The 20461-nt window shown below is 71.4% G+C and carries 15 protein-coding genes and 1 riboswitch; of the genes, 11 read left to right on the top strand and 4 right to left on the bottom strand.

Going from position 1 to position 20461, the window contains the following annotated elements:
• The first annotated feature begins 64 nt into the window (after positions 1–64).
• Complete coding sequence (gene truA / locus O3438_RS26050) at positions 65–895, top strand: tRNA pseudouridine(38-40) synthase TruA (protein ID WP_269682306.1); 831 nt, start codon at positions 65–67, stop codon at positions 893–895.
• Between the two features lie 8 nt (positions 896–903).
• On the opposite strand, the gene O3438_RS26055 is transcribed toward truA, so the two are convergent.
• The gene (locus tag O3438_RS26055; RefSeq protein ID WP_269682307.1) at positions 904–2040 is read right to left on the bottom strand and encodes a hypothetical protein; all 1137 of its coding nucleotides are present in this window, start codon (positions 2038–2040) and stop codon (positions 904–906) included.
• A gap of 103 nt (positions 2041–2143) precedes the next feature.
• On the opposite strand from O3438_RS26055, the gene O3438_RS26060 reads away from it, so the two are divergent.
• Positions 2144–2749 (top strand): class I SAM-dependent methyltransferase, encoded by a 606-nt coding sequence (locus O3438_RS26060; RefSeq protein ID WP_269682308.1) that lies wholly within the window; start codon positions 2144–2146, stop codon positions 2747–2749.
• A gap of 41 nt (positions 2750–2790) precedes the next feature.
• The gene (locus tag O3438_RS26065; protein ID WP_269682309.1) at positions 2791–4470 is read left to right on the top strand and encodes an ABC-F family ATP-binding cassette domain-containing protein; all 1680 of its coding nucleotides are present in this window, start codon (positions 2791–2793) and stop codon (positions 4468–4470) included.
• Between the two features lie 35 nt (positions 4471–4505).
• Here the strand turns inward: O3438_RS26065 and O3438_RS26070 are convergent, their stop codons facing one another.
• Positions 4506–7241, bottom strand: coding sequence for an AfsR/SARP family transcriptional regulator (locus O3438_RS26070; protein WP_269682310.1), 2736 nt, complete (start codon positions 7239–7241; stop codon positions 4506–4508).
• 235 nt (positions 7242–7476) lie between these two features.
• Between O3438_RS26070 and O3438_RS26075 the strand changes: the two genes are divergently transcribed.
• Both O3438_RS26075 and O3438_RS26080 read left to right on the top strand, forming a co-directional pair.
• Positions 7477–8049 carry a peptidoglycan-binding domain-containing protein gene (locus tag O3438_RS26075; protein WP_269682311.1) on the top strand — a complete coding sequence of 191 codons (573 nt, stop codon included), beginning with the start codon at positions 7477–7479 and terminating at the stop codon, positions 8047–8049.
• A 160-nt stretch (positions 8050–8209) separates the two neighbouring features.
• Positions 8210–9172 carry an aldo/keto reductase gene (locus O3438_RS26080; protein ID WP_269682312.1) on the top strand — a complete coding sequence of 321 codons (963 nt, stop codon included), beginning with the start codon at positions 8210–8212 and terminating at the stop codon, positions 9170–9172.
• 166 nt (positions 9173–9338) lie between these two features.
• Here O3438_RS26080 and O3438_RS26085 read toward each other — a convergent pair whose 3' ends face one another.
• Both O3438_RS26085 and O3438_RS26090 read right to left on the bottom strand, forming a co-directional pair.
• Positions 9339–9887, bottom strand: a complete 549-nt coding sequence (locus O3438_RS26085) for a hypothetical protein (RefSeq protein ID WP_269682313.1) — start codon at positions 9885–9887, stop codon at positions 9339–9341.
• Positions 9888–9952: 65 nt separating this feature from the next.
• Positions 9953–15784 carry a ThuA domain-containing protein gene (locus tag O3438_RS26090; RefSeq protein ID WP_269682314.1) on the bottom strand — a complete coding sequence of 1944 codons (5832 nt, stop codon included), beginning with the start codon at positions 15782–15784 and terminating at the stop codon, positions 9953–9955.
• 301 nt (positions 15785–16085) lie between these two features.
• Positions 16086–16195: riboswitch (TPP riboswitch) on the top strand.
• Here O3438_RS26090 and thiE point away from each other — a divergent pair.
• The 6 genes from thiE (at position 16190) to thiD (ending at position 20456) form a co-directional block, all read left to right on the top strand.
• On the top strand, positions 16190–16816 hold the full coding sequence (thiE, locus tag O3438_RS26095) for a thiamine phosphate synthase (RefSeq protein WP_269682315.1): 627 nt from the start codon (positions 16190–16192) through the stop codon (positions 16814–16816). Its footprint overlaps the riboswitch before it by 6 nt.
• Positions 16813–17970: a glycine oxidase ThiO gene (thiO, locus tag O3438_RS26100; protein ID WP_269683755.1), complete on the top strand. Its 1158-nt coding sequence runs from the start codon at positions 16813–16815 to the stop codon at positions 17968–17970. The genes thiE and thiO overlap by 4 nt, the downstream gene beginning before the upstream one ends.
• Positions 17961–18161, top strand: coding sequence for a sulfur carrier protein ThiS (thiS, locus tag O3438_RS26105; protein WP_269682316.1), 201 nt, complete (start codon positions 17961–17963; stop codon positions 18159–18161). Before thiO ends, thiS begins: the two co-directional genes overlap by 10 nt.
• Entirely contained in the window at positions 18158–18937 is a 780-nt protein-coding gene (locus O3438_RS26110; RefSeq protein WP_269682317.1) for a thiazole synthase, read from the top strand. Before thiS ends, O3438_RS26110 begins: the two co-directional genes overlap by 4 nt.
• Complete coding sequence (locus O3438_RS26115) at positions 18934–19674, top strand: thiamine phosphate synthase (protein ID WP_269682318.1); 741 nt, start codon at positions 18934–18936, stop codon at positions 19672–19674. Before O3438_RS26110 ends, O3438_RS26115 begins: the two co-directional genes overlap by 4 nt.
• The gene (gene thiD, locus O3438_RS26120) at positions 19671–20456 is read left to right on the top strand and encodes a bifunctional hydroxymethylpyrimidine kinase/phosphomethylpyrimidine kinase (RefSeq protein WP_269682319.1); all 786 of its coding nucleotides are present in this window, start codon (positions 19671–19673) and stop codon (positions 20454–20456) included. Before O3438_RS26115 ends, thiD begins: the two co-directional genes overlap by 4 nt.
• The last annotated feature ends 5 nt before the right edge of the window (positions 20457–20461 follow it).

Here is a 20461-nt window from a genome sequence, read left to right on the forward strand (position 1 = left end):
AGGGCATTGTCGGGCCCGGCACCCCATCGGGGTGTCGGGCCCGATCCGTTACAGGAGGTACGAGGTGGACGAGCTGATCCGGTTGCGGCTGGACGTCTCGTACGACGGCACTGACTTCTCCGGGTGGGCGGCCCAGCCGACCCGGCGCACCGTCGCGGGCGTGCTTGTCGAGACCCTGGACCTGGTCCTCGGCGCCGGCACTGCCACCGGCCTGACGGTGGCCGGGCGGACCGACGCCGGGGTGCACGCCACCGGGCAGGTGTGTCACCTGGACCTACCCGCGGACGTGTGGCGGGAGCACGAGGGGCGGCTGCTGCGACGCCTGGCCCGGCTGCTCCCCACCGACGTGCGGGTACGCGCGATGACCGAGGTGCCGGCCGACTTCGACGCCCGGTTCTCGGCGACCTTCCGGCGCTACGAGTACCGGGTCACCGACGCGCCCTTCGGCGCGGAGCCGCTGCGCCGGCACGAGGTGTTGGCCTGGCCGAAGCCGCTGGACCTGGCCGCGCTGAACGCTGCTGCCGGCGGCCTGGTCGGGGAGCACGACTTCGCCGCATACTGCCGGCGCAAGGAGAACGCGACCACACTGCGCGAGGTCACCCGGCTGGACTGGCGGCGTGACCCGGACGGCATCCTGGTCGCCACCGTGCAGGCCGACGCGTTCTGCCAGGCGATGGTGCGCAGCCTCGTGGGGGCGATGCTGGTGGCGGGCGACGGCCGTCGCCCGGTCGAGTGGCCGGGCAGCCTCCTCACCCAGCAGGCTCGCTCCAGTGAGGTGACAGTGGCACCGGCGCGCGGGTTGACGCTGGTCGCGGTCGGCTACCCGGCCGATCCGGCGGACTACGCCCGCCGCGCCGACCTCACCCGCCGGCTGCGGGTCCCCGTCGAGGGCTGACCCACGGGTCAGTCGCCTGGCAGGTCGTCGTCCCCGCTGCCGCCCTGGGTGCCGCCGTTCTCGGTCGGCGCTGCCGTCGGCTGTGCGGCGCTGCCACCGTCGGCGCGTTGTTGCAGCACGCCACGGCTGAGGTGCAGCTCGATCATGTCGAACAGGATCTCGCCGACCTTGGCGTCACCCGCCTTGATCGCCGTACCGTCCTCGCGGACCACCAGGGCGTACGCCAGGTAGTGCCCGCGTACCTGCCAGCCGACCCGTGCCGGGGCGCTGGTTAGCACGCCGGTGCCGTCGCTTTCGGTGCCGGTGAGGCCGCGGAACCGTCCCTGCCGCTCGTCGAGCAGCTGTCGAACTCGGTCCCGGGCTCGTTCGGCGCTGACCTTGTCGGTGAGGTTGAACAGGCCGGCGGTGACGATGTGGTTGCCGTCGGGAGTGCGCAGGGTCGCCCGGACGACCTGGTTGCAGCCGAGTCGGACCAGCAGGTCGGCGACCTCACCGGTGGCGGCGACGGCGCAACTGCCACTGGACTGGGTCTTGACGACCTGGTAGTTCGACTGGCCGTCGCCGAGCTTCAACTCCTTGCCGGGGAAGAGTTCCTTGGCGGTGAGCGGGGCCTGGTCGGTGTCCCGGGAGTCCAGGGTCAGCCGCTCCGCCGGAGCGGACGGCGGTGCGGCGTTCGGTTGGAGCGTCGGGGTGGACTGCGGTTGCGGTTCGCGTTCGCTGAGCAGCGCGGCGGCACCCAGGCCGCAGAGGGCGAGGAGTACGAGGACGGCTGCCCCGCCGATCAGGACCTGCCACAGTCGACCGCCGCCGCGGCGGGCCTGGGGCGCCATCGGTGTCGCCGAGGTGTAGACCTGGCCCCGGGGCTCGGCGGGCGGGATCTCGGCACGAGCCGGCGGCGGTGGCGACGACGGCAGTGAGGACGGCAGCTGCGGGGATGCCGGCAGCGAGGACGACGGCAGTGAGGTCGACCGCTGCGGGGACGACGGCAGCGAGAGCTGGTTCGGCCGAGGCAGCGACGGCGTGGGGAAGCGTGACGGAGAGGGCCCGGCCGGTGGGGGCGGACCGGCGCCGAGCACCGACAGATCGGACCCGGGCTCCGGGTACTCCTCGAATGCGTCCTCATCGGACTCGTACCGATACACCATGTGGCCCAGAGTAAGAGTGATTGTCCCTTTTGGGGATAATTTTAGAGAAATGTGCGCGCAGGCCGCCTCATGGCCCGCCCGGGCCGGTGCGAGAATTGCCGGCGTGACCGGCGACCACTACTTCACTGCTCAGCCCGCCAGCGACGCCCCGGCGCGCGAGGTCGAGTTCTCCGTCGCCGACCGCGACTACCGGCTCGTCTCCGCCGGGGGGGTCTTCTCCGCCACCCGGCTCGACCCGGGCACCGCGGTGCTCCTGCGCAAGGCCGAGCTGCCCGCCGCCGACACCAGCGGTGACCTGCTCGACCTGGGTTGCGGATTCGGACCGATCAGCTGTGTGCTGGCCGACTTCGCGCCGACCAGCACCGTCTGGGCGGTCGACGTCAACGCCCGCGCCCGCGAACTCACCGCCGCCAACGCCGTCCGCATCGGCGCCGGTGACCGGGTCCGGGTCAGCGCGCCGGACGACGTGCCGGCGGACATCCAGTTCGCCGCGATCTGGTCCAACCCTCCCATCCGCATCGGAAAGGACGGGCTGCACGAGCTGCTGCTGCGGTGGCTGCCGCGGCTCGCACCGGACGGCGTCGGCTGGCTGGTCGTCGCCCGGCACCTCGGCGGTGACTCGTTGCAACGCTGGCTCACCGAGCAGAACTGGCAGGTGGAGCGGCACGCCAGCCAGAAAGGCTTCCGGGTGCTACGAGTCACCCGGTAATTGGATGTCCCCTCCGGCCCTCACTGGGGCAGGATCCCCGCGTGGGATACGTGGACGTGGCAGGAGTCGGGCACATTCTGCCGGACGGTCGGGAACTCTTCGCCGACGTGTCGTTCCGGGTCGGGGAGGGCACCAAGATCGCCCTCGTCGGGCCGAACGGCGCGGGGAAGACGACGCTGCTGAGGATGGTCGCCGGTGACCTGCCGGTGCGTACCGGCGTCGTCGCACGCGCCGGTGGGCTGGGCGTGATGCGTCAGTTCATCGGCATGATCGGCGACGAGTCGACGCTCGCCGACCTGGCGTTGTCACTGGCCCCGCCCGCACTGCGCGACGCCGGCCGCCGGCTGGGCGAGACCGAGACCGCCATGCGGGCCGCCGAGGCCCGCGGCAAGTTCAGCAACGCCGCGAGCAAGGCCCAGTTGGCGTACGCGGACGCGCTCGGCGCCTGGGGTGAGGCCGGCGGGTACGACGCCGAGGTGCTCTTCGACACCGTCGCGACAATCGTGCTGGGCCAACAGTGGGACGCGGTCCGGGACCGGCCGGTGCGCACCCTGTCCGGTGGTCAGCAGAAGCGCTTCGCCCTGGAATTGCTGCTGCGCGGCCCGGACGAGGTGCTGCTCCTCGACGAGCCGGACAACTTCCTCGACGTGCCCGGCAAGCGTTGGCTGGAGGCACGACTGCGCGAGTCGACAAAGTCGGTGCTCTACGTCTCGCACGACCGTGAGCTGCTGGCCCAGAGCGCCGACCGGGTGGTCGCCGTCGAGGGTGGCAGCGCATGGGTGCACCCGGGCGGCTTCGCCAGCTGGCACGACGCCCGCGTCGCCCGGCACGCCCGCCTCGACGAGCTGCGGCGGCGCTGGGACGAGGAGCACCAGAAGCTGCGCGAGCTGATGCTGATGTACAAGCAGAAGGCCGCGTACAACGACGGGTTGGCCTCGCGCTACCAGGCCGCGCAGACCCGGTTGCGCAAGTTCGAGGAGGCCGGGCCGCCGCCCGTACCCCCGAAGGACCAGGACATCCGGATGCGGCTGTCCGGTGGGCGGACCGGCAAACGTGCTGTCGTCTGCGAGCAGCTCGAGCTCGACGGCCTGACGTTCCCCTTCGACCTGGAGATCTGGTACGGCGACCGGGTGGCCGTGCTCGGTGCCAACGGCAGCGGCAAGTCGCACTTCCTGCGGTTGCTGGCCCGGGGTGGCACCGACCCCGACCCGGCGAACGGGCCGGTCGACGGCGCGGGAGCGCTGGCCCCGGTGGCGCACGACGGTGTGGCCCGGCTCGGTGCCCGGGTCCGACCCGGGCACTTCTCGCAGACCCACGACCGCCCGGAGCTGATGTCGAAGACCCTTGTCGAGATCCTCTGGCGGGGAGACGAGCATCGCACCGGGATGGACCGGCACGCCGCGATGGGGGTGCTGAGTCGGTACGAGTTGGCCGCGCAGGGCGACCAGCGCTTCGGGACGCTCTCCGGCGGGCAGCAGGCCCGTTTCCTGGTGCTGCTGCTGGAGCTGTCCGGGGCGACCCTGCTGCTGCTCGACGAACCCACCGACAACCTCGACCTGGCCAGTGCGGAAGCCCTCGAAGCGGGCCTGAACGCCTTCGAGGGGACGGTGATCGCGGTGACCCACGACCGCTGGTTCACCCGCTCCTTCGACCGGTTCGTGCTGTTCCGGGGCGACAACGAGGTGGTGGAGACTCCGGAACCGGTCTGGGACGTCGGCTGATTCCCGCCGCCGGGCGACTCAGGCTCTGACACCGACTAGGACGGAACCAGGCGTTCGAGGCGGCGGCGGGCCTGCGCGGCGGCGGGGTCGCCCACGTCCTCGTAGATCCGCACGGCCTGACGCCAGGCGAAGGCGGCAGCGGTCAGGTCGCCCATCCCTTCCCTGGTGTCCCCGAGTCGGATGAGGGTCTCTGCCTCGTGGTAGCGGTCGGCGGAGTCGCGAAAAAGTTGGATCGCCTGCTCGTAGCAGTCGGCCGCGCGGTCGCGTTCGCCGAGATGGTCGTAGGCGAAGCCAAGGCTGTCGAGCGTCGCGGCCTGGCCGTTGCGGTCGTCGCTCTGTCGTTGCTGGTGGAGTGCTTCGGTGCAGCTCTCGATGGCCTGGGCGTAGTCGCCGGTGGTGGCCAGCAGCCAACCGATCGCGTTGAGTGTCCGAGCTTCACCCGAGCGGTTGCCGGCCAGCCGGTAGAGCCGTAGCGCCTCGCGACCGTGTGCGAGGGCCTCGTCGAAACGGCCGTCCAGATAGCAGAGTTCACAGTAATTGTGCAGCGTCTGCGCCTGACCAGTCGGATCGCCGAGGCGTTCGTGCAGCTCGAGCGCGCGCTTCAGCCGGTGCTCGGCGGCGTCGCGGTCGCCGAGTCGGGTCAGTGCACGGGAGAGCAGCCGGTTGGCGGCAGCCTGACCGGCGAGGTCGTCGATCTTCTCCGCGGCGGCCAGCGCGACCCGTTGGATGTCGAGCTGGTCCTGCCACAGGCCACGCGGTGCAACGAAGGTGTTCAATGCCCAGGCGACCTGCCAGGCGTACGCTTCGAATCCGTTCTCGGCGGCCTGCCGAACCACCCGAATCAGCACCCGGTGCTCCGCCGTGAACCAGGCGAGCGCGCCGCCGTGATCGGTCACCGACTGCCTGGCGGGTACGGGCAGCGGCGGCACCGGCTCGATCGGCGGCCACTGCGGCTGGAGCAGTAGCGCGGCCGGATAGGCGGAGTGCAGGTAGTGGTCGTACAGGCGCTGGCGGGCGGCGGCCCGTTCGTCGGCGCGCTCCGACGACTCGGCGAGCTCGGCCGCGTAGGCGCGGAGAAGATCGTGGAAGGCGTAGCGGCCAGGCGTGTGCTCGGCCAGCAGATTGAGCCGGGTCAACTCCCGCAGTCGCGGCGTGACGGCTGCGGTGGGCATGCCCGCGAGTGCCGCGGCTGCGGCGGCGGTCAGGTCCGGACCCGGATGCAGCCCCAGCAGAGTGAACAATCGGGCCGCTTCCTGCCCCAGGGCCAGGTACGACCAGGAGAAGACGCGCCGCACGTCGCCGTCGGCCAACACGTCGAGCCGTGCCTCGGTGGAGTGCAACTCGGCGGCGATGGCGCCGAGTGGGAACGTGGGATGGGTGGCGACGCGTGCCGCCACTATCGCCAGCGCCAGCGGAAGCCGGCCGGCGGCCTCGACGATGTCGGCGACCGCGGCCGGCTCGGAGGAAAGGCGGCCGGCCCCGAGCCGGCCGGCGAGCAAACTCGTCGACTCCTCCGCCGTGAGCACGCCCAGTGTCAACGGCACCGCGCACTCGGCGGCGATCAGACCACCGAGCCGGTCACGGCTGGTGACCACGACCATGCAGCCGCCGGAACCGGGCAACAGGGCGCGAACCTGGGCGGAGTCGCGGGCGTTGTCGAGCACCACGAGCATCCGGCGGGAGGCCAGCAGGCTGCGGTAGAGGCCAGTCCGGGCCTCCATGCCGGCGGGTATCCGGGCGTGGGGCACGCCGAGCGCTTCGAGGAACTCGGACAGGGCGTCGAGCGGGGACACCACCCCGGCCTCGTCGTAACCCCGGAGGTTGACGTAGAGCTGGCCGTCGGGGAAGCGGTCGGCGACCCGGTGCGCCCAGTGCAGCGCCAGGGCGGTCTTGCCAACGCCGGCCATGCCAGACACCGCGGAGATGACCACGGCGCTCGACCCCTGTGCACCGCCGTCCAGTAGCGCGTCGAGGTCGGCCAGCTCGGCGCTGCGACCGACGAACTCCGGTACCGCTCGCGGCAACTGCTCGGGGCGCAGGATGTGCGGCACCGGCGCCGGCCCGTTCGATCCCGATGGCGGTTGCGCTGCCAGTTCCGGTCGGTGATGCAGGATGTCGTCGTACACCTTGACGAGTTCCGGTGCGGGATCGAGGCCGGTCTCCTCCGCCAGCGCCTGCCGAGCCTGCCGGAAGGCGTCCAGGGCGCCGGCCACGTCTCCGATGCGGTACAGGCCCACCATCAGCTGGCCCCAGGCCCGCTGCCGCAGCGGGTGCAGGTCGAGCAGGGCCCGCAGTCGGCGCACCACGTCGGCCGGTGCATCGAGCGCCAGCAGGGCGTCGGCGTAGTCCTCCTCGACGAGCAGCCGACGCTCCTCGAACTGCGCCACCCGCCGGGCGAACATCGAAGGCAGGGGCAGGTCCGACAGCGGTGCCCCGCGCCACAGACCCAGCGCGGCGGAGAGTTCGGCCTCGGCCCGCTCCGCAGCGGAGGTGACGAGAGCGTCGCGCCCCCGAGCGGCCGCGGCGTCGAAGAGGTCCAGGTCCCGTTCGTCGGGGCCAACCCGGAGCACGTATCCGCCCGCCACAGCGGTTATCCCGTCCCAGGACGCCCCGTCGCCCAGCGACTGCCGCAGCCCGCGCACGTAGGTGCGCAGGTTCGAAGCGGCCGACGCCGGCTCGTCGTCGCCCCACAGCATCGAGGTCAACTCGTTGACACCGACGACCTCGTTCGGGCGCAGCAACAGCGTGGCCAACAGGAGACGCTGTTTCACCGAGCCCAGCGGAACCGGCCGGCCATCGCGGTACACCCGGAACGGACCAAGGATGTCGAAACGCAACCAGGCACCTCACAGGTGGACGTTGCAATCCGGAGGCGCGCCGCACCCGGGATGACGGGGCGGGCGGGTGACCTGTACGCCAGTTGTGCGGCGAATGTGCCGGCCCCACTTTACCTTTCAACCGTCCTATCGCCCATCCGAAGTAGACACCACCCAGGCAAGGAGATGCATGTCTTCGTTCCACTCCGTTCGCCGCGTACTCCGTAAGGCTGCGGTGCCCGCAGTCGGCGCGGCACTGGCCATCGGCATCAACGTCGCAGTCGTCACGCCGGCCGCGGCCAGCGGCTCCTACACCGGCCGGGCTTACGTCCACGGCACCGGCGGGGTATCCGACGACTTCGATGACGAGGGCGTCGTCAACGTCAGCACGCACCGCAGCTCGAACGTCACCTGCCTGTGGCAGACCATCCTCTGGGCAAATGGCTACCTGCCCTCGTCCGGGATCGATGGCGTCTTCGGCGACCAGACCGATGCCGCGACGAGGAACTTCCAGCGCGACAAGAGCCTCGGCGCGGACGGCTCAGCTGGCCGCAACAGCTGGACGAAGGCCGGAGACAAGCTCGTGCAGGACGACGACCAGAACGGGTGGCGCTACGTGGTATACCACGGGGCGAGGGGATCCCGGAGCCCGTACAGCGCGCACCAGTTCGTCCTCCAGCGGTCGCCCGACGGGAACTTCAGGTTCTACCCACCGCAGGGCGGCGGCCCCTACTGGGCCACCTACAACAGCCGTTCCTGCTGATCTCTGTGTCCAGGGCCGCTGGGCGTTGATCGCTCGGCGGCCCCTGGACAGGCGGGCCCTCGGCCATGGCCCCGCCACCGTCGGTGCTGCCCGTGAGCTGGTCACTGAGGGCCGCTCGGTTGAGCCGCCGGCGCTGTGGGGCGCGTCCGGCCGGCATAGGGTGGATCTCGTGACTGAGATGACCTATCGCCGACTGGGCGACTCCGGGCTCGTGGTTTCCGTGGTCGGCATCGGCTGCAACAACTTCGGCCGCAAGCTGGACCTCGACGGCACCCGTGCGGTGGTGGACGCGGCCCTGGACGCCGGGATCAACCTGTTCGACACCGCCGACATCTACGGTGAACCGCAGGGCGGCTCCGAGGAGTTGCTCGGGCAGGCGCTCAAGGGCCGCCGGGACGACGTGGTGGTGGCCACCAAGTTCGGCATGGACATGAACGGCCTCAACGGGCCGGACTTCGGTGCCCGTGGCGCACGCCGCTACATCGCCCGGGCGGTGGAGGCGTCACTGCGCCGGCTCGGCACCGACCACATCGACCTGTACCAGATGCACGAGCCCGACCCGGGCACCCCGATCGACGAGACCCTCGCGGCCCTGGACGACCTGGTGCGCGACGGCAAGGTGCGGTACCTGGGCAACTCCAACTTCGCCGGGTGGCAGATCGCCGACGCCGACTGGGTCGCCTCGTCCAACGGCCGGGCCCGCTTCATCAGCGCGCAGAACCACTACAGCCTGGTGGAGCGGTCCGTGGAGGCCGAGGTGATCCCGGCGTGTGAGCGGTTCGGTCTCGGCATGCTGCCGTTCTTCCCGCTCGCCAACGGTCTGCTCACCGGCAAGTACAAGCGCAGTGAGCAGCCCCCGGCCGGGAGCCGGCTCTCCGGCGGCGGCCGGTACGCGGAGCGGCTCGCCGCAGCCGACTGGGACACCATCGAGGCGATCGAGGCGTACGCCGCCGAGCGGGGTCTGAGCATGCTCCAGGTGGCGATCGGTGGGCTGGCCGCCCAGCCGGCGGTGACCTCGGTGATCGCCGGTGCCACCACGCCGGAGCAGGTCCTCGCCAACGCCGCCGCCGGCACCTGGGAGCCCAGCGACGAGGACCTGGCCGCGCTGCGCGCCATTCTCTGAGCCGTACACCAGAAGGGGCCGGGGCGCGCGTGCCCGCGCTTGATCCACTCGCGTTCCTTGAAGCCGGGGTGACCTGTTACCCGGGACACCCCGGCTTCAGGGAAGCCGAGACGACACAGGGCCGGGCCGCTGTCGCGGCCCGGCCCTGTCGTCTACTGCCGATGGGTCAGGTAGTGGTGCGGCGGCGGCCGAACAGCATGGCCACCACCATCGCCAGGGCGACGAGGACCAGGCCGGCTGCCGCGAACGGCCACCAGCCCGCACCGCCCTCGCCCTCCGCCGGCTTGTTCACCGCGACCGGCTCGGGCGCGGGCGGAGTCTGCGCGGCGCGGGCCTGCACCGTTGCGGTGGCCTTGCCGGACAGGGGGGCGGGGGAGTTGACGGTCACCTTCCACGTGCCGGCGGTGAGCACCTTGCCGCTGCTGTAGAAGCCCTGCCCCTCGGGCTGCGGCTCCAACTGCACCGGCCCGACCTTCTGCCCGTCCGGGCCGGTGGCCGTGAGGACCAGTCGCACCACCTGGTCCAGCCGACGCCCGTCGGGGTAGGTGGCCTGGATGGTGACCCCCTCGGCGCCGTCGCCGGCCACGACGAGCTTGAGCTTGTCGGCCTGCGCCGCCCGGGCGGCCTGAGCCGCCGCCGGGGCAGCGGCGAACACTGTCAGAGCCAGTCCGACGAACACGGCGGCCAACACCTTGCGGATACCCGTCACGGACATCTCCTCACTACGGATGAGGGAGGCCCCTCCCCGACGCCGGAGCGTCGGAGAGGGGCCTCGTCGGATCAGAGCTGGCGACCGGGCGCGAGCCGGGTGGCATCGCCACCGAGCCGTCCGGTGCCCTTGACCGATTCGCCGTCGTTCGCCTTGACACCGGCCTTACTGGCCGCACCGCCGAGCCGGACGATCATGGCATCGGCGTCCCGGATCAGGACATCCCGGACCTCCGCCTCGCCCACCAGGGCGGTGTCGGAGGCGAGCGTCCGGAACGCGGTCAGCTGCCGCACCGCCGCCTTGTCGTCGCCGGCCGCCTCGGACTTGCGGACGGCGTCGAGCTTGTTGGTCAGCTGCTTGTGCGCCTTGGCCGAGAGTCGACCCGTCGCCTTGAACCGGTCCAGCAGACCCTGCATGTCCCGGAACGAGGTGGTGACGAAGAACCGGACCGTCGAGGTGGTCTCGTTGCCCGCCTTGTCGGTCGCGGTCACGGTCAGCTCGTGCAGGCCGAGCGACAGCTCGTACATGGCCTGCAGGGTGCCGCTGGCGTACGCCTCGCCGTCCAGCTTGCCGACCACTGTCGCGATGCCCGAGGTCGGGTCGACAGCCTGCCAGGACACCCGGACGTCCTGGCTGTCACCGTAGAGCTGGCCGTCGGCGATACCGGAGACCAGCAACGTCGGCTTGGTGCCGTCGATCTTCAAGATCGCCGACTTGAGCGTCTCGACGTTGCCCGCCTTGTCGGTCGAGCGGTACAGCAGCTCGTGCTGCCCGTCGCCGGTCACCTCGACCGGCGTCGTGTACGGCGTCCACGCGCCACCGTCGAGCGACCACTCCACCGTCTTGACACCGGAACCGGCGTCGGTGGAGGCCAGCACGACCGGGATCGTGCCGTTGTGCCAGCCGGCGTCGTTCGCCGGAGCGAACGTCGCTGTGGTCACCGGCGCAGTGGCGTCGATCTTGGCCGAGACGGTCTTGGTCGCCTCCACGTTGCCGGCCTTGTCGGTCGAGCGGAACCGCAGCTCGTGCTCGCCGTCACCGGTGACCTCCACCGGGGCGGTGTACGCCGTCCAGGTGGTGGCCCCGTCCAGCTGGTACTCGGTGCTGGCGAGCCCGCTACCGCCGGCCTCGTCGGCGGCGGTGAGGGTCACCGTCACCGGCCCGGTGTACCACCCCTCGGTCGGGGTGCCGGACACCGACGCCGTGGTCACCGGCGCGGTCTCGTCGGCCACCTTCGTGCTCAACCGGAAGTAGTCGAACGCGGCGGTCTTCGAGGCCGTCTGGTTGGCGCCGAGGGTGAACAACCCGACCTTCGGGGTGGCACCCACAGCGGTGTTGGTCAGCGCCTCCAACGCGGTCCAGGTCGTCCCGTCGGCCGAGTACGACGCGGTGAACGTGTCACCGGTGCGGGCCAACCGGAGGTGCCACACGGCACTGGTCAGGCTGGTCACCTCCGGCTGCGGGTTCTGGACCGCCCCGGCGATCTCGCTGCGGAACTCGATCCGCCGCGTCACCGCCGAGCCGGCCTGGTTGTCCGCGATGAAGTCGAACTTCAGGTAGTTGTCGTCGTCGGCCTGCACGAGCAGACCGGCCTGCTGGTACTGCTCGTTCAGCAGACTGCCGTCGACCTTCGTCTCCAGGGTCCAGTCGCCCGACGGCGCGGTCTGGAGGATGAAGTTCTTCGGCCCGGTGTTGTCGGTGCCGTAGATGTCACCGTTAGGCACGTCGATGCGCAGCGCGCCACCGGTGACCCGGTAACCGGTCGGGTCCTCCCGAAGGATCGCGTCCCACCGGCACTTGTCCAGCGTGTCACCGTTGAACTCGTCCGACGGGTCGACCGGGCCGGCCGGGGCGTCCGGCGTGACCTGGAACGAATCGAAGGCCGCGTTGACGACCGGTGCCTCGGTGCCGCCGTTGAGGGCGAAGACCCCGATGCGCGGGTTGGTGATGCCGGCGAGCGCGGCCGAACGGCCGACCGGGGTGAAGGTCTGCCCGTCGGCCGAGACGGCCGCGGTCAGGTTCGTCCCGTCGCTGGTGACCCGCAGGTACACGGTGTCACCCGCCGGAGCGGCGATCCTGTCGGCAGCCTCGTTGCGCGGCGTGGCGGCGGCCTCCCGAATGAACTCCACCGACCGGCTGCCGTTGTACAGCAGGTCCAGCTTGGCGTAGTTGTCGTCGTCGCCGTACACCAGCAGACCTGCCTGCTGGTAGTTGGCCGTCACCGGGAGGGTGACCTTGGTGGTCATCTCCCAGGCGCCGGTCGGCGCCGGCTGGAGCACCAGGTTGGTGGCGTCGTTGCGAGCGCCGTAGAGGTCACCAACGCCGGTGGGCAGCAGGAGCGCGCCGCCGCTGAGCGAGTAGAGCTGGTTCTCCCGGATGACGCTGGTCCAGCGCTCCTTGTCGAGGCTGTTGCCGTTGAAGTCGTCCGAACGCGCCCCGAAGCAGGACGTGTCCGGAGCGTCCACCCGCACCGGCACCGTGGCGTACGCCTTGGCGCCCTTGCTGTCGGTCACCGTGAGGGTGGCCGTGAAGGTGCCCGGGGTGGTGTACGTGTGGCTGGCGTCCACAGTGGTCGCCGTGCCCCCGTCACCGAAGTCCCAGGCGTACGTCAACGGGGCGTCGCCCTCGGCGTCGGTGGCCGTGCCGTCGAACGCGACGGTGACCGGTGCGGTGCCGGTGGCCGGGGTGGCCGTGGCACTGACCACCGGCGGCGCGTTCTCGGTGACACCGCGACCGACGAAGTCCATCCAGTTGACGTTGAACAGCGAACCGGAGCCGCCGTTCGGGTCACGGGCCAGGAAGTACAGCGAGCCGCTCGCGGCACCGGTGACCGGCGCGCTCACGTCCGTGTACGTCTGCCACCCGCCGGTCGCCGGCACGGTGGCCGTGGCGACCACCGGTCCGTCGACAGCGCCCGCCCGGACCTCGATGCGACCACCTGCGGCGGCCGAGGCGGCCCGGAACCGGATCTCGGTGATGTTGGTCAGGTTCGCCGGGGCGACCGACCACCAGTCACCGTCCTCGATGAACGCGATGCTCTGCCCGCCGCCGGCGGTGTCGGTGGCGGCTTCCCGCTGCACGCCGGCGTCGCCGCCGCCGGTGCTCACCGGAGCGCGCCCGGTGGCGGTGAAGTACTCGGCCTGCTTCTGCTTCGGCTGCAGGACCTCGATCTGCCGGCCGGTCAGGGCACCGGACCCGCCGGCACCACCCTCGTCGGTGTAGGTGGCCTCGAAGACCGCGAAGACGTTCGCCTCGGCGCCGTGCCCGGAGGCGAGCGACGTCTGGACGGTGCCGGTGCAGCCGGTGTGCTGCTCCAACGGGTGGGCGTGCTCGTCGTGACCGAGCAGCACCTGGAGCCCGACCTTGTCGCAGTCGATCTCCCCGTCCTCGGGGTCGGTCACCTTGATCGAGTAGCGGACCTGGTCGCCCCAGTTGAAGAAGCCGCCGTCCGGTGGGAACTCGATGGAGACCGTCGGAGCGGTGTTGCCCACGGTCACCGGTACGTTGGCCACCGCGGTCCGACCCTTGGGGTTGGTGACGGTGAGCTGGGCGGTGTAGTTGCCCGCCGTGGCGTAGGTGTGCGTCGGGTTGGCCTCGGTCGAGGTCTGCCCGTCGCCGAACGTCCAGGCGTAGGTGAGCGCCCCACCGTCCGGGTCCCGGGAGCCGGCGCTGGAGAACGTCACGGTCAACGGCGCCGGACCCGAGGTCGGGTTGGCGGACGCCGCCGCGATCGGGGCACGGTCACCGGCGGTGTAGTCGATCCGGTAGACGCCGGAGTTGTCGTTGTTGCCGCCGAAGCCGCTGCCCCACTCGATCAGGTACAGCGCGCCGTCCGGACCGAACTCGAAGTCCATCGGCCGGATCATGCTCATGCCGGTGAGCAGCTGGTTGATGTCCACAAGCGACTTGCCGTCGGCGGTCACCTGCATCGTGTACATCTTGTTCTGGTTCCACTCGCCGAGCAGAGCCTTACCGTCGTAGTACGCCGGCCACTTCCGGTTGGAGTTGAGGTCGGCGTCGTAGCGGTAGACCGGGCCACCCATCGGGGCGCCACCGCCGCCGATCTCCGGGTAGCGCGCGTCACCGGCGTACCCGTAGTCGACGGTCGCGGGGACGACCGGCGGGAGGTTGGTCAGGCCGGTGTTGTTGGGCGAGTTGTTGACCGGTGCGGCGCAGTCGAACTTCGGGCCGCTCGGACCGGACGGGAACGTGTAGTCGTTGTAAGCCTCGTTCGTGCCCGTGCAGTACGGCCAGCCGTAGTTGCCCGGGGTGACGATGTTCCACTCGACCAGACCGCGGGGGCCCCGGTTCGGGTTGTCCGAGTTGGCGTCCGGCCCGTAGTCGCCGACGTACAGCGTGTTGGTCTTCGGGTCGGTGCCGATCCGGAACGGGTTGCGGAAGCCCATCGCGTAGATCTCGGGACGGGTCTTCTCGGTGCCGGCCGGGAAGAGGTTGCCCGACGGGACCGTGTACGTCCCGTCGTCCTCCGGGTGGATCCGGATCACCTTGCCGCGCAGGTCGTTGGTGTTGGCGGAGGTGCGCTGCGCGTCGTAGTCCTGGCGGCCCGCCCGCTCGTCGATCGGCGTGTACGAGTTCGACTCGAACGGGTTGGTGTTGTCACCGGTGGCCAGGTACAGGTTGCCGTCGCTGTCGAAGGTCATGCTGCCGCCGGCGTGGCAGCAGGTGTTGCGCTGGGTGTCGACCCGTAGCACCTGCTTCTCACTGGCCAGGCTGATGGTGTCGCCGGTGACCGTGAAGCGGGACAACAGGTTGCGGGTGACCCCGTCGTTCGGGGCGTAGTAGAGGTACACCCAGTTGTTGGTGGCGAAGTCCGGGTCGAGCCGGATGCCGATCAGGCCGTCCTCGTTGCCGGTGAAGACGTCCAGGTCGACGGCGGTGACCGTGTTGCCGGTGTCCGGCTTCACGATCTGCACGCGACCGTCGCGCTCGATGTAGAAGACCCGCCCGTCGGGGGCGATGTCCAGCTCCATCGGGTTGCTGGTGTTGCTGTCCAGCGTGACCTTCTCGAAGTTGGAGGTCTTCGAGGCGCCGCAGTCGGCGTTCTCGACGCCGGCCGCGGTCCGGATGCCACCGAGCAGGTGGGAGAGGAACTGGGGCTCGGCGTACGACTCCCGGGTGTGCCCCAGGCCCGTGTACCAGGACCGGCCACCGTCGTAGTCCTGACACCAGGCGACCGGGTGGTCCGCACCCATCGCGCCGGCGCCGGGGGTGTAGCTCTTCTCGTCCAGGCTGGCCAGCACGTGGACGTCCGGCCGGGGGTTGGACTGGTAGTTGTACCACTCGTCGAACCGGGACCAGCGGTCCGGCAGACCGGCCGTGGACGGGTGGGCGTGATCCTCCACCTTGACCGTGGCCGTCTGGTTCTGCGGGTGGTTGGCGAAGTACGCGCCGACCAGGTCGCCGTACCAGGCCCAGCTGTACTCGGTGTCCGATGCGGCGTGGATGCCGACGTAGCCGCCGCCGGCCTTCACGTAGCGCTCGAACGCCGCCTGCTGCTCGGCGTTGAGCACGTCACCGGTGGTGGAGAGCCAGATCACCGCCTTGTACTTCGCCAGGTTGGCGTCGTTGAATGCGGCGCCGTCCTCGGAGTTGTCCACGGTGAATCCGTTGGCGGCGCCGAGTTGCTGGATGGCGGCGATGCCGGTGGGGATGGAGTCGTGCCGGAAGCCGGCGGTCTTGGAGAAGATCAGGACGGAGAAGGGATCGGCCGCTGCCTTTGGTGCCTTGGGCACCACCTGGCTGACCGGGGCGGCGGCTGGCGCCTCCCGTGGGGGGACCTGGGCGGCTGCCTGGGCAGGCGTGCCGAACAGGGTGGTCGAGGCCATGGCCAGGGAGATCAGGGTTGCGGTGATGGGTACGCGGGCACGACGAGAACGGGACACGCCGCCTCCTGTGTCGTAGTGACAGAGCTCGCGGGAGTCGGCTCGCCGAACGCCCTCCCTCATGGAGCCGGTGGTGACGCCGTGCCAGGGTGCCCCCACCGACATTTTGTCGAATCGCTGAACAAATTAATTCGGCTGGCTCGATGTCGGGCAAGATGCAGACGGGTAACGGTTCTGCAACGGCGGGCGACATTCCGAACAGGACCGTATGAAGTGCCCCATCGATCTTGCTCGTCGCGGCCGGCCCGGACGCCACCGAACCCGCCTTGGCAGACCGGCGGAACTGTCGTACGGTGACACGCAAGTAACCCACGGGAGCCCGGTGTACCGGGCTGAGAGGGGGGCTGACAGCCCCCGACCGTCGAACCTGATCCGGGTAATGCCGGCGCAGGGAGGAGTGTTGCCGTGCCGTCCCTGGGGCGACTGCATCTGATCACCGACACCCGACCCGGGCGTGACCCGCTCACAGTGGTCCGGGCCGCCCTCACGGCCGCCCGTGCCGACCTGGTGGTGCAGGTCCGGGTCGAGGATTCCGCCACCGACCGCGAGGCGTACGACCTGGCCCGGCGGGTGCTGGCGCTCTGCGATCCGTACGAGGCGACCTGCCTGGTCAACGACCGGTTGCACGTGGCGCTCGCGGTCGGTGCCGCCGGCGGACACGTCGGTGCCGACGACCTGCCGGTCGCCGCCGCCCGCCGGGTGCTCGGCCCCGCCGGAGTGCTCGGCGCCACCGCCCGCGCGCCGGGCACGGCCACCGAGGCGGTCGCGGCCGGAGCCAGCTACCTGGGCGTCGGGCCGTGCCACACCACCAGCACCAAGTCCGGCCTACCCGATCCCATCGGGCCCACCGGGGTACGCGCCGTCGTCGACGCCGTCGACGTGCCGGTCATCGCGATCGGCGGAGTGACCGCCGCGCGGGTGCCGGCGCTGCGGGCAGCCGGCGCGTACGGGGTGGCGGTCGTCGGCGCCCTCTCCGCCGCCGCCGATCCCGCGCGGGCGACGGCCCAGCTGATCGAGGCGCTGACGTGCTGACCGGCCGGTTCCCGTCACCGCCGTCGCGCGACCGGGTCCGGCCGGATGTGGCGGTGGTGGGGGCGGGACCGATCGGGCTGTCCATCGCCTGGCGGTGCGCCGCCCGAGGGCTGCGGGTGGTCGTACACGATCCGGCGCCCGGTTCGGGTGCCTCGGCGGTGGCCGCCGGCATGCTCTCCCCGGTCGCCGAGGCGTACTTCGGTGAACGGCAGTTGACCGACCTGCTGTTGGCGTCCGCCGAGCGCTGGCCGAGGTTCGCCGCCGAGGTGACCGAGGTGACCGGCGTCGACATCGGCTACCGGACCGAGGGCACCCTGATGGTCGGCCTGACCGGCGACGACCTGGCCGAGGCGCGCCGGCTGTGGGCGTACCAACAGGGGTTGGGTCTTCCGGTGACCCCGCTGCGCCCCACTGAGCTGCGCGACCGCGAGCCGGCGCTCGCCCCGAGGGTGCGCGGCGGCGCGCTCGCGCCCACCGACCACCAGGTGGACCCACGGCTGCTGGTGCCGGCGCTGCGCGCGGCGGCGCAGCAGGCCGGCGCGGCGCTGGTGCCGCAACCGGTTCGGCAGTTGTCCGACGTGGACGCTCGGGTGACGGTGGTCGCCGCCGGCTGCGGGGCCGCGGCACTCACCGGTCTGCCGGTGCGGCCCGTCAAGGGCCAGATCCTCCGCCTCCGCGCGCCCGACGGCGTCGCGCCGGGCTTCCGGCACGTCATCCGGGGGTACGCCGACGGCGAACCCGTCTACCTGGTCCCGCGTGTCGACGGTGAGGTCGTGCTCGGCGCGACAGTCGAGGAAAGGTCGGACACCACAGTCACCGCCGGCGCTGTGCAGCGACTGCTCCGTGCCGGAGTCGACCTGCTGCCGGAACTGGCCGAGTACGACCTGGTCGAGACGGTTGCCGGGCTGCGCCCGGGTACGCCGGACAACGCGCCGATCCTCGGGCCGCTGCCCGGCCGGCCGGACGTCCTGGCCGCCACCGGGCATCACCGGCACGGCATCGTGCTCGCCCCGATCACCGCCGACCTGATCGCGGACCTGGTGCTCGGCGGCGTATCCGACCCGCTGCTCGCGCCGTTCCGGGCCGACCGGTTTCTCGGCCTGACGCCCGGCGGCAGCCCTGATCGCACCACGGAGGGGGACCAATGGAGTTGACGGTGAACGGGGCCGGACGCAACGTGCCCAGCGGCACGTCGGTGGCCGACCTGGTGCGCGACATCGTGCCCGAACAGCGTGGGGTGGCGGTCGCCGTCAACGGGGAGGTCGTACCCCGCGCGGGTTGGCCGGCCACGGCGCTGCGCGACGGCGACCGGGTCGAGGTGCTCACCGCGGCGCAGGGCGGGTGAGCGGCATGTCGTTCGAACTGGGCGGGGAGACGTTCACCTCGCGGCTGATCCTCGGCACCGGCGGCGCCGCGAACCTGCACGTCCTGGAGCAGGCGATCCGGGCGTCCGGCACCGAGCTGGTCACGCTGGCGTTGCGTCGGGTGGGCACCGCGCCCGGCTCCACCGGCGGGCTGTTGGACCTGCTGGACCGGTGCGGGGTACGACTGTTGCCGAACACCGCCGGCTGCCACACAGCGACCGAGGCGGTGAAGGTGGCCCGGCTGGCCCGGGACGCGTTCGACACCGACTGGGTCAAACTGGAGGTGATCGGCGACGAGCGGACGCTGCTGCCCGACGGGGTGGAGCTGCTCCGCGCCGCCGAGGAGTTGGTCGCCGACGGTTTCACAGTGCTGCCGTACACCAGTGACGACCCGGTGCTGGCCCGCCGCCTCGCCGACGTTGGCTGTGCGGCCGTGATGCCGGCCGGCTCACCGATCGGCTCGGGGCTCGGCATCGGCAACCCGCACCACATCCGGCTCATCCGGCAGGGCGTGGACGTGCCGGTGATCCTCGACGCGGGCATCGGCACCGCCTCCGACGCCGCCCTGGCCATGGAGTTGGGCTGCGACGGGGTGCTGCTGGCCAGCGCTGTCACCCGGGCCGCCGACCCGGTGGCGATGGCGACCGCGATGCGGTACGCGGTCGAGGCGGGACACCTGGCCGCCGGGGCCGGCCGGATCGCCCGACGTTTCCACGCGCTCGCCTCCACGCCCGACGAGGGAAGACCCGACCTGTGACCGGGCCCGACGGTGTCGTCGTGTTGACCGACCGGCTCATTGCGCGCGACCGGCTCGACCGGGTCGTGGCGGGAGCCGTCGCCGGGGGAGTGCGCTGGGTGGTGCTGCGGGAGAAGGACCTGCCCCGCGCCGAACGTGCCGCCCTGGCCGCCGACCTACGCGCGATCCTCGCCGACGTCGGCGGGACCCTCGTCGTGGCCGGCCCCGACCCGCTCGGAGGCGACGCTGTCCACCTGCCGGCCGCCGGTCCGTACCCACCACCGACCCACACGGTGGTCGGCCGCTCCTGCCACAACCGGGCCGAGCTGGACCGCCTGACCACCGAGCACTACGCCACGGTCTCCCCGGTCCACCTCACGAAGACGAAACCGGGCTACGGCCCACCCCTGGGCCCCGACGGCCTGCGAAAGCTGGTCGAGGTCAGCCCGGTGCCCCTGCTAGCCCTCGGCGGAGTGGAAACCCCAGACCAGGTAACCGCCTGCGTCCAGGCAGGAGCAGCAGGCGTAGCCGTCCTGGGCGCACTCATGCGAGCCAAAAACCCCGCCGAAACAGCCGCCACCCTGACCAGCGCTTACGCAGAGGCGGTCACCCCTGTGCTGACCCAAACCCGGCGCGGGGTCACCCAGGTCTCCGAGTCAGGGCTGCGGCCGACCGTGCCCACGCAGGGATCAAGCCTGACCGCCCGGAGTGGGCACGGTCGGCCGCAGCCCCAAACCGCAACCAATGAGGGCAAATGACCCCACGAACACTGCTGACCATAGCCGGCTCCGACTCCGGCGGCGGCGCGGGAATCCAGGCCGACCTCAAGGTCTTCGCGGCGCTGGGCGCGTACGGCACCAGCGTCCTCACGGCGGTCACCGCGCAGAACACCCGGGGTGTCGACGCCGTCCTGCCGATGCCTCCGCGCACTGTCACCGAGCAGTTGGACAGCGTGCTCGCCGACTTCACCGTCGCCGCCGTGAAGACGGGAATGCTCGGCACCCCCGCCGTCGCCGACGCGGTAGCCGAGGCGGCACGGGCCGGCCGGCTGCCCCACCTCGTCGTCGACCCGGTGCTGGTCGCCACCAGTGGTCACCGGCTCGGCGTGGTGGGCGCGGTGGAACGGCTGCTGCCGTACGCCACCGTGGCGACGCCGAACTGCGCGGAGGCCGCGGCCATCACCGGACGCCCGGTCGACGACGTGGCCGGGATGGTCGTCGCCGCCGAGGCGCTCGCGGCCGGCGGACCTGACTACGTGGTGGTCACCGGCGGCGACCTGGACGGCGGCGAGGCGGTCGACGTGCTGCACGGCGACGGCGTCACCACTCTGCTGCGCGCCCCACGGGTGGACACGCGGCACACCCACGGCACCGGGTGTTCGTTCTCGGCGGCGATCGCGGTGCGGCTCGCGCTGGGCGATCCGGTGCCGGCGGCGGTGGGGGCCGCCAAGGAGTACGTGCTCCGCGCGCTGGATGGCGCGCGGAGTTGGGAGCTGGGCGCGGGGCGCGGACCGCTGAACCACTTCGGCTGGTCCGCTTGATCACC

It is taken from the genome of Micromonospora sp. WMMC250 (assembly GCF_027460215.1).
GTDB classification, from domain to species: Bacteria; Actinomycetota; Actinomycetes; order Mycobacteriales; family Micromonosporaceae; genus Micromonospora; species Micromonospora taraxaci.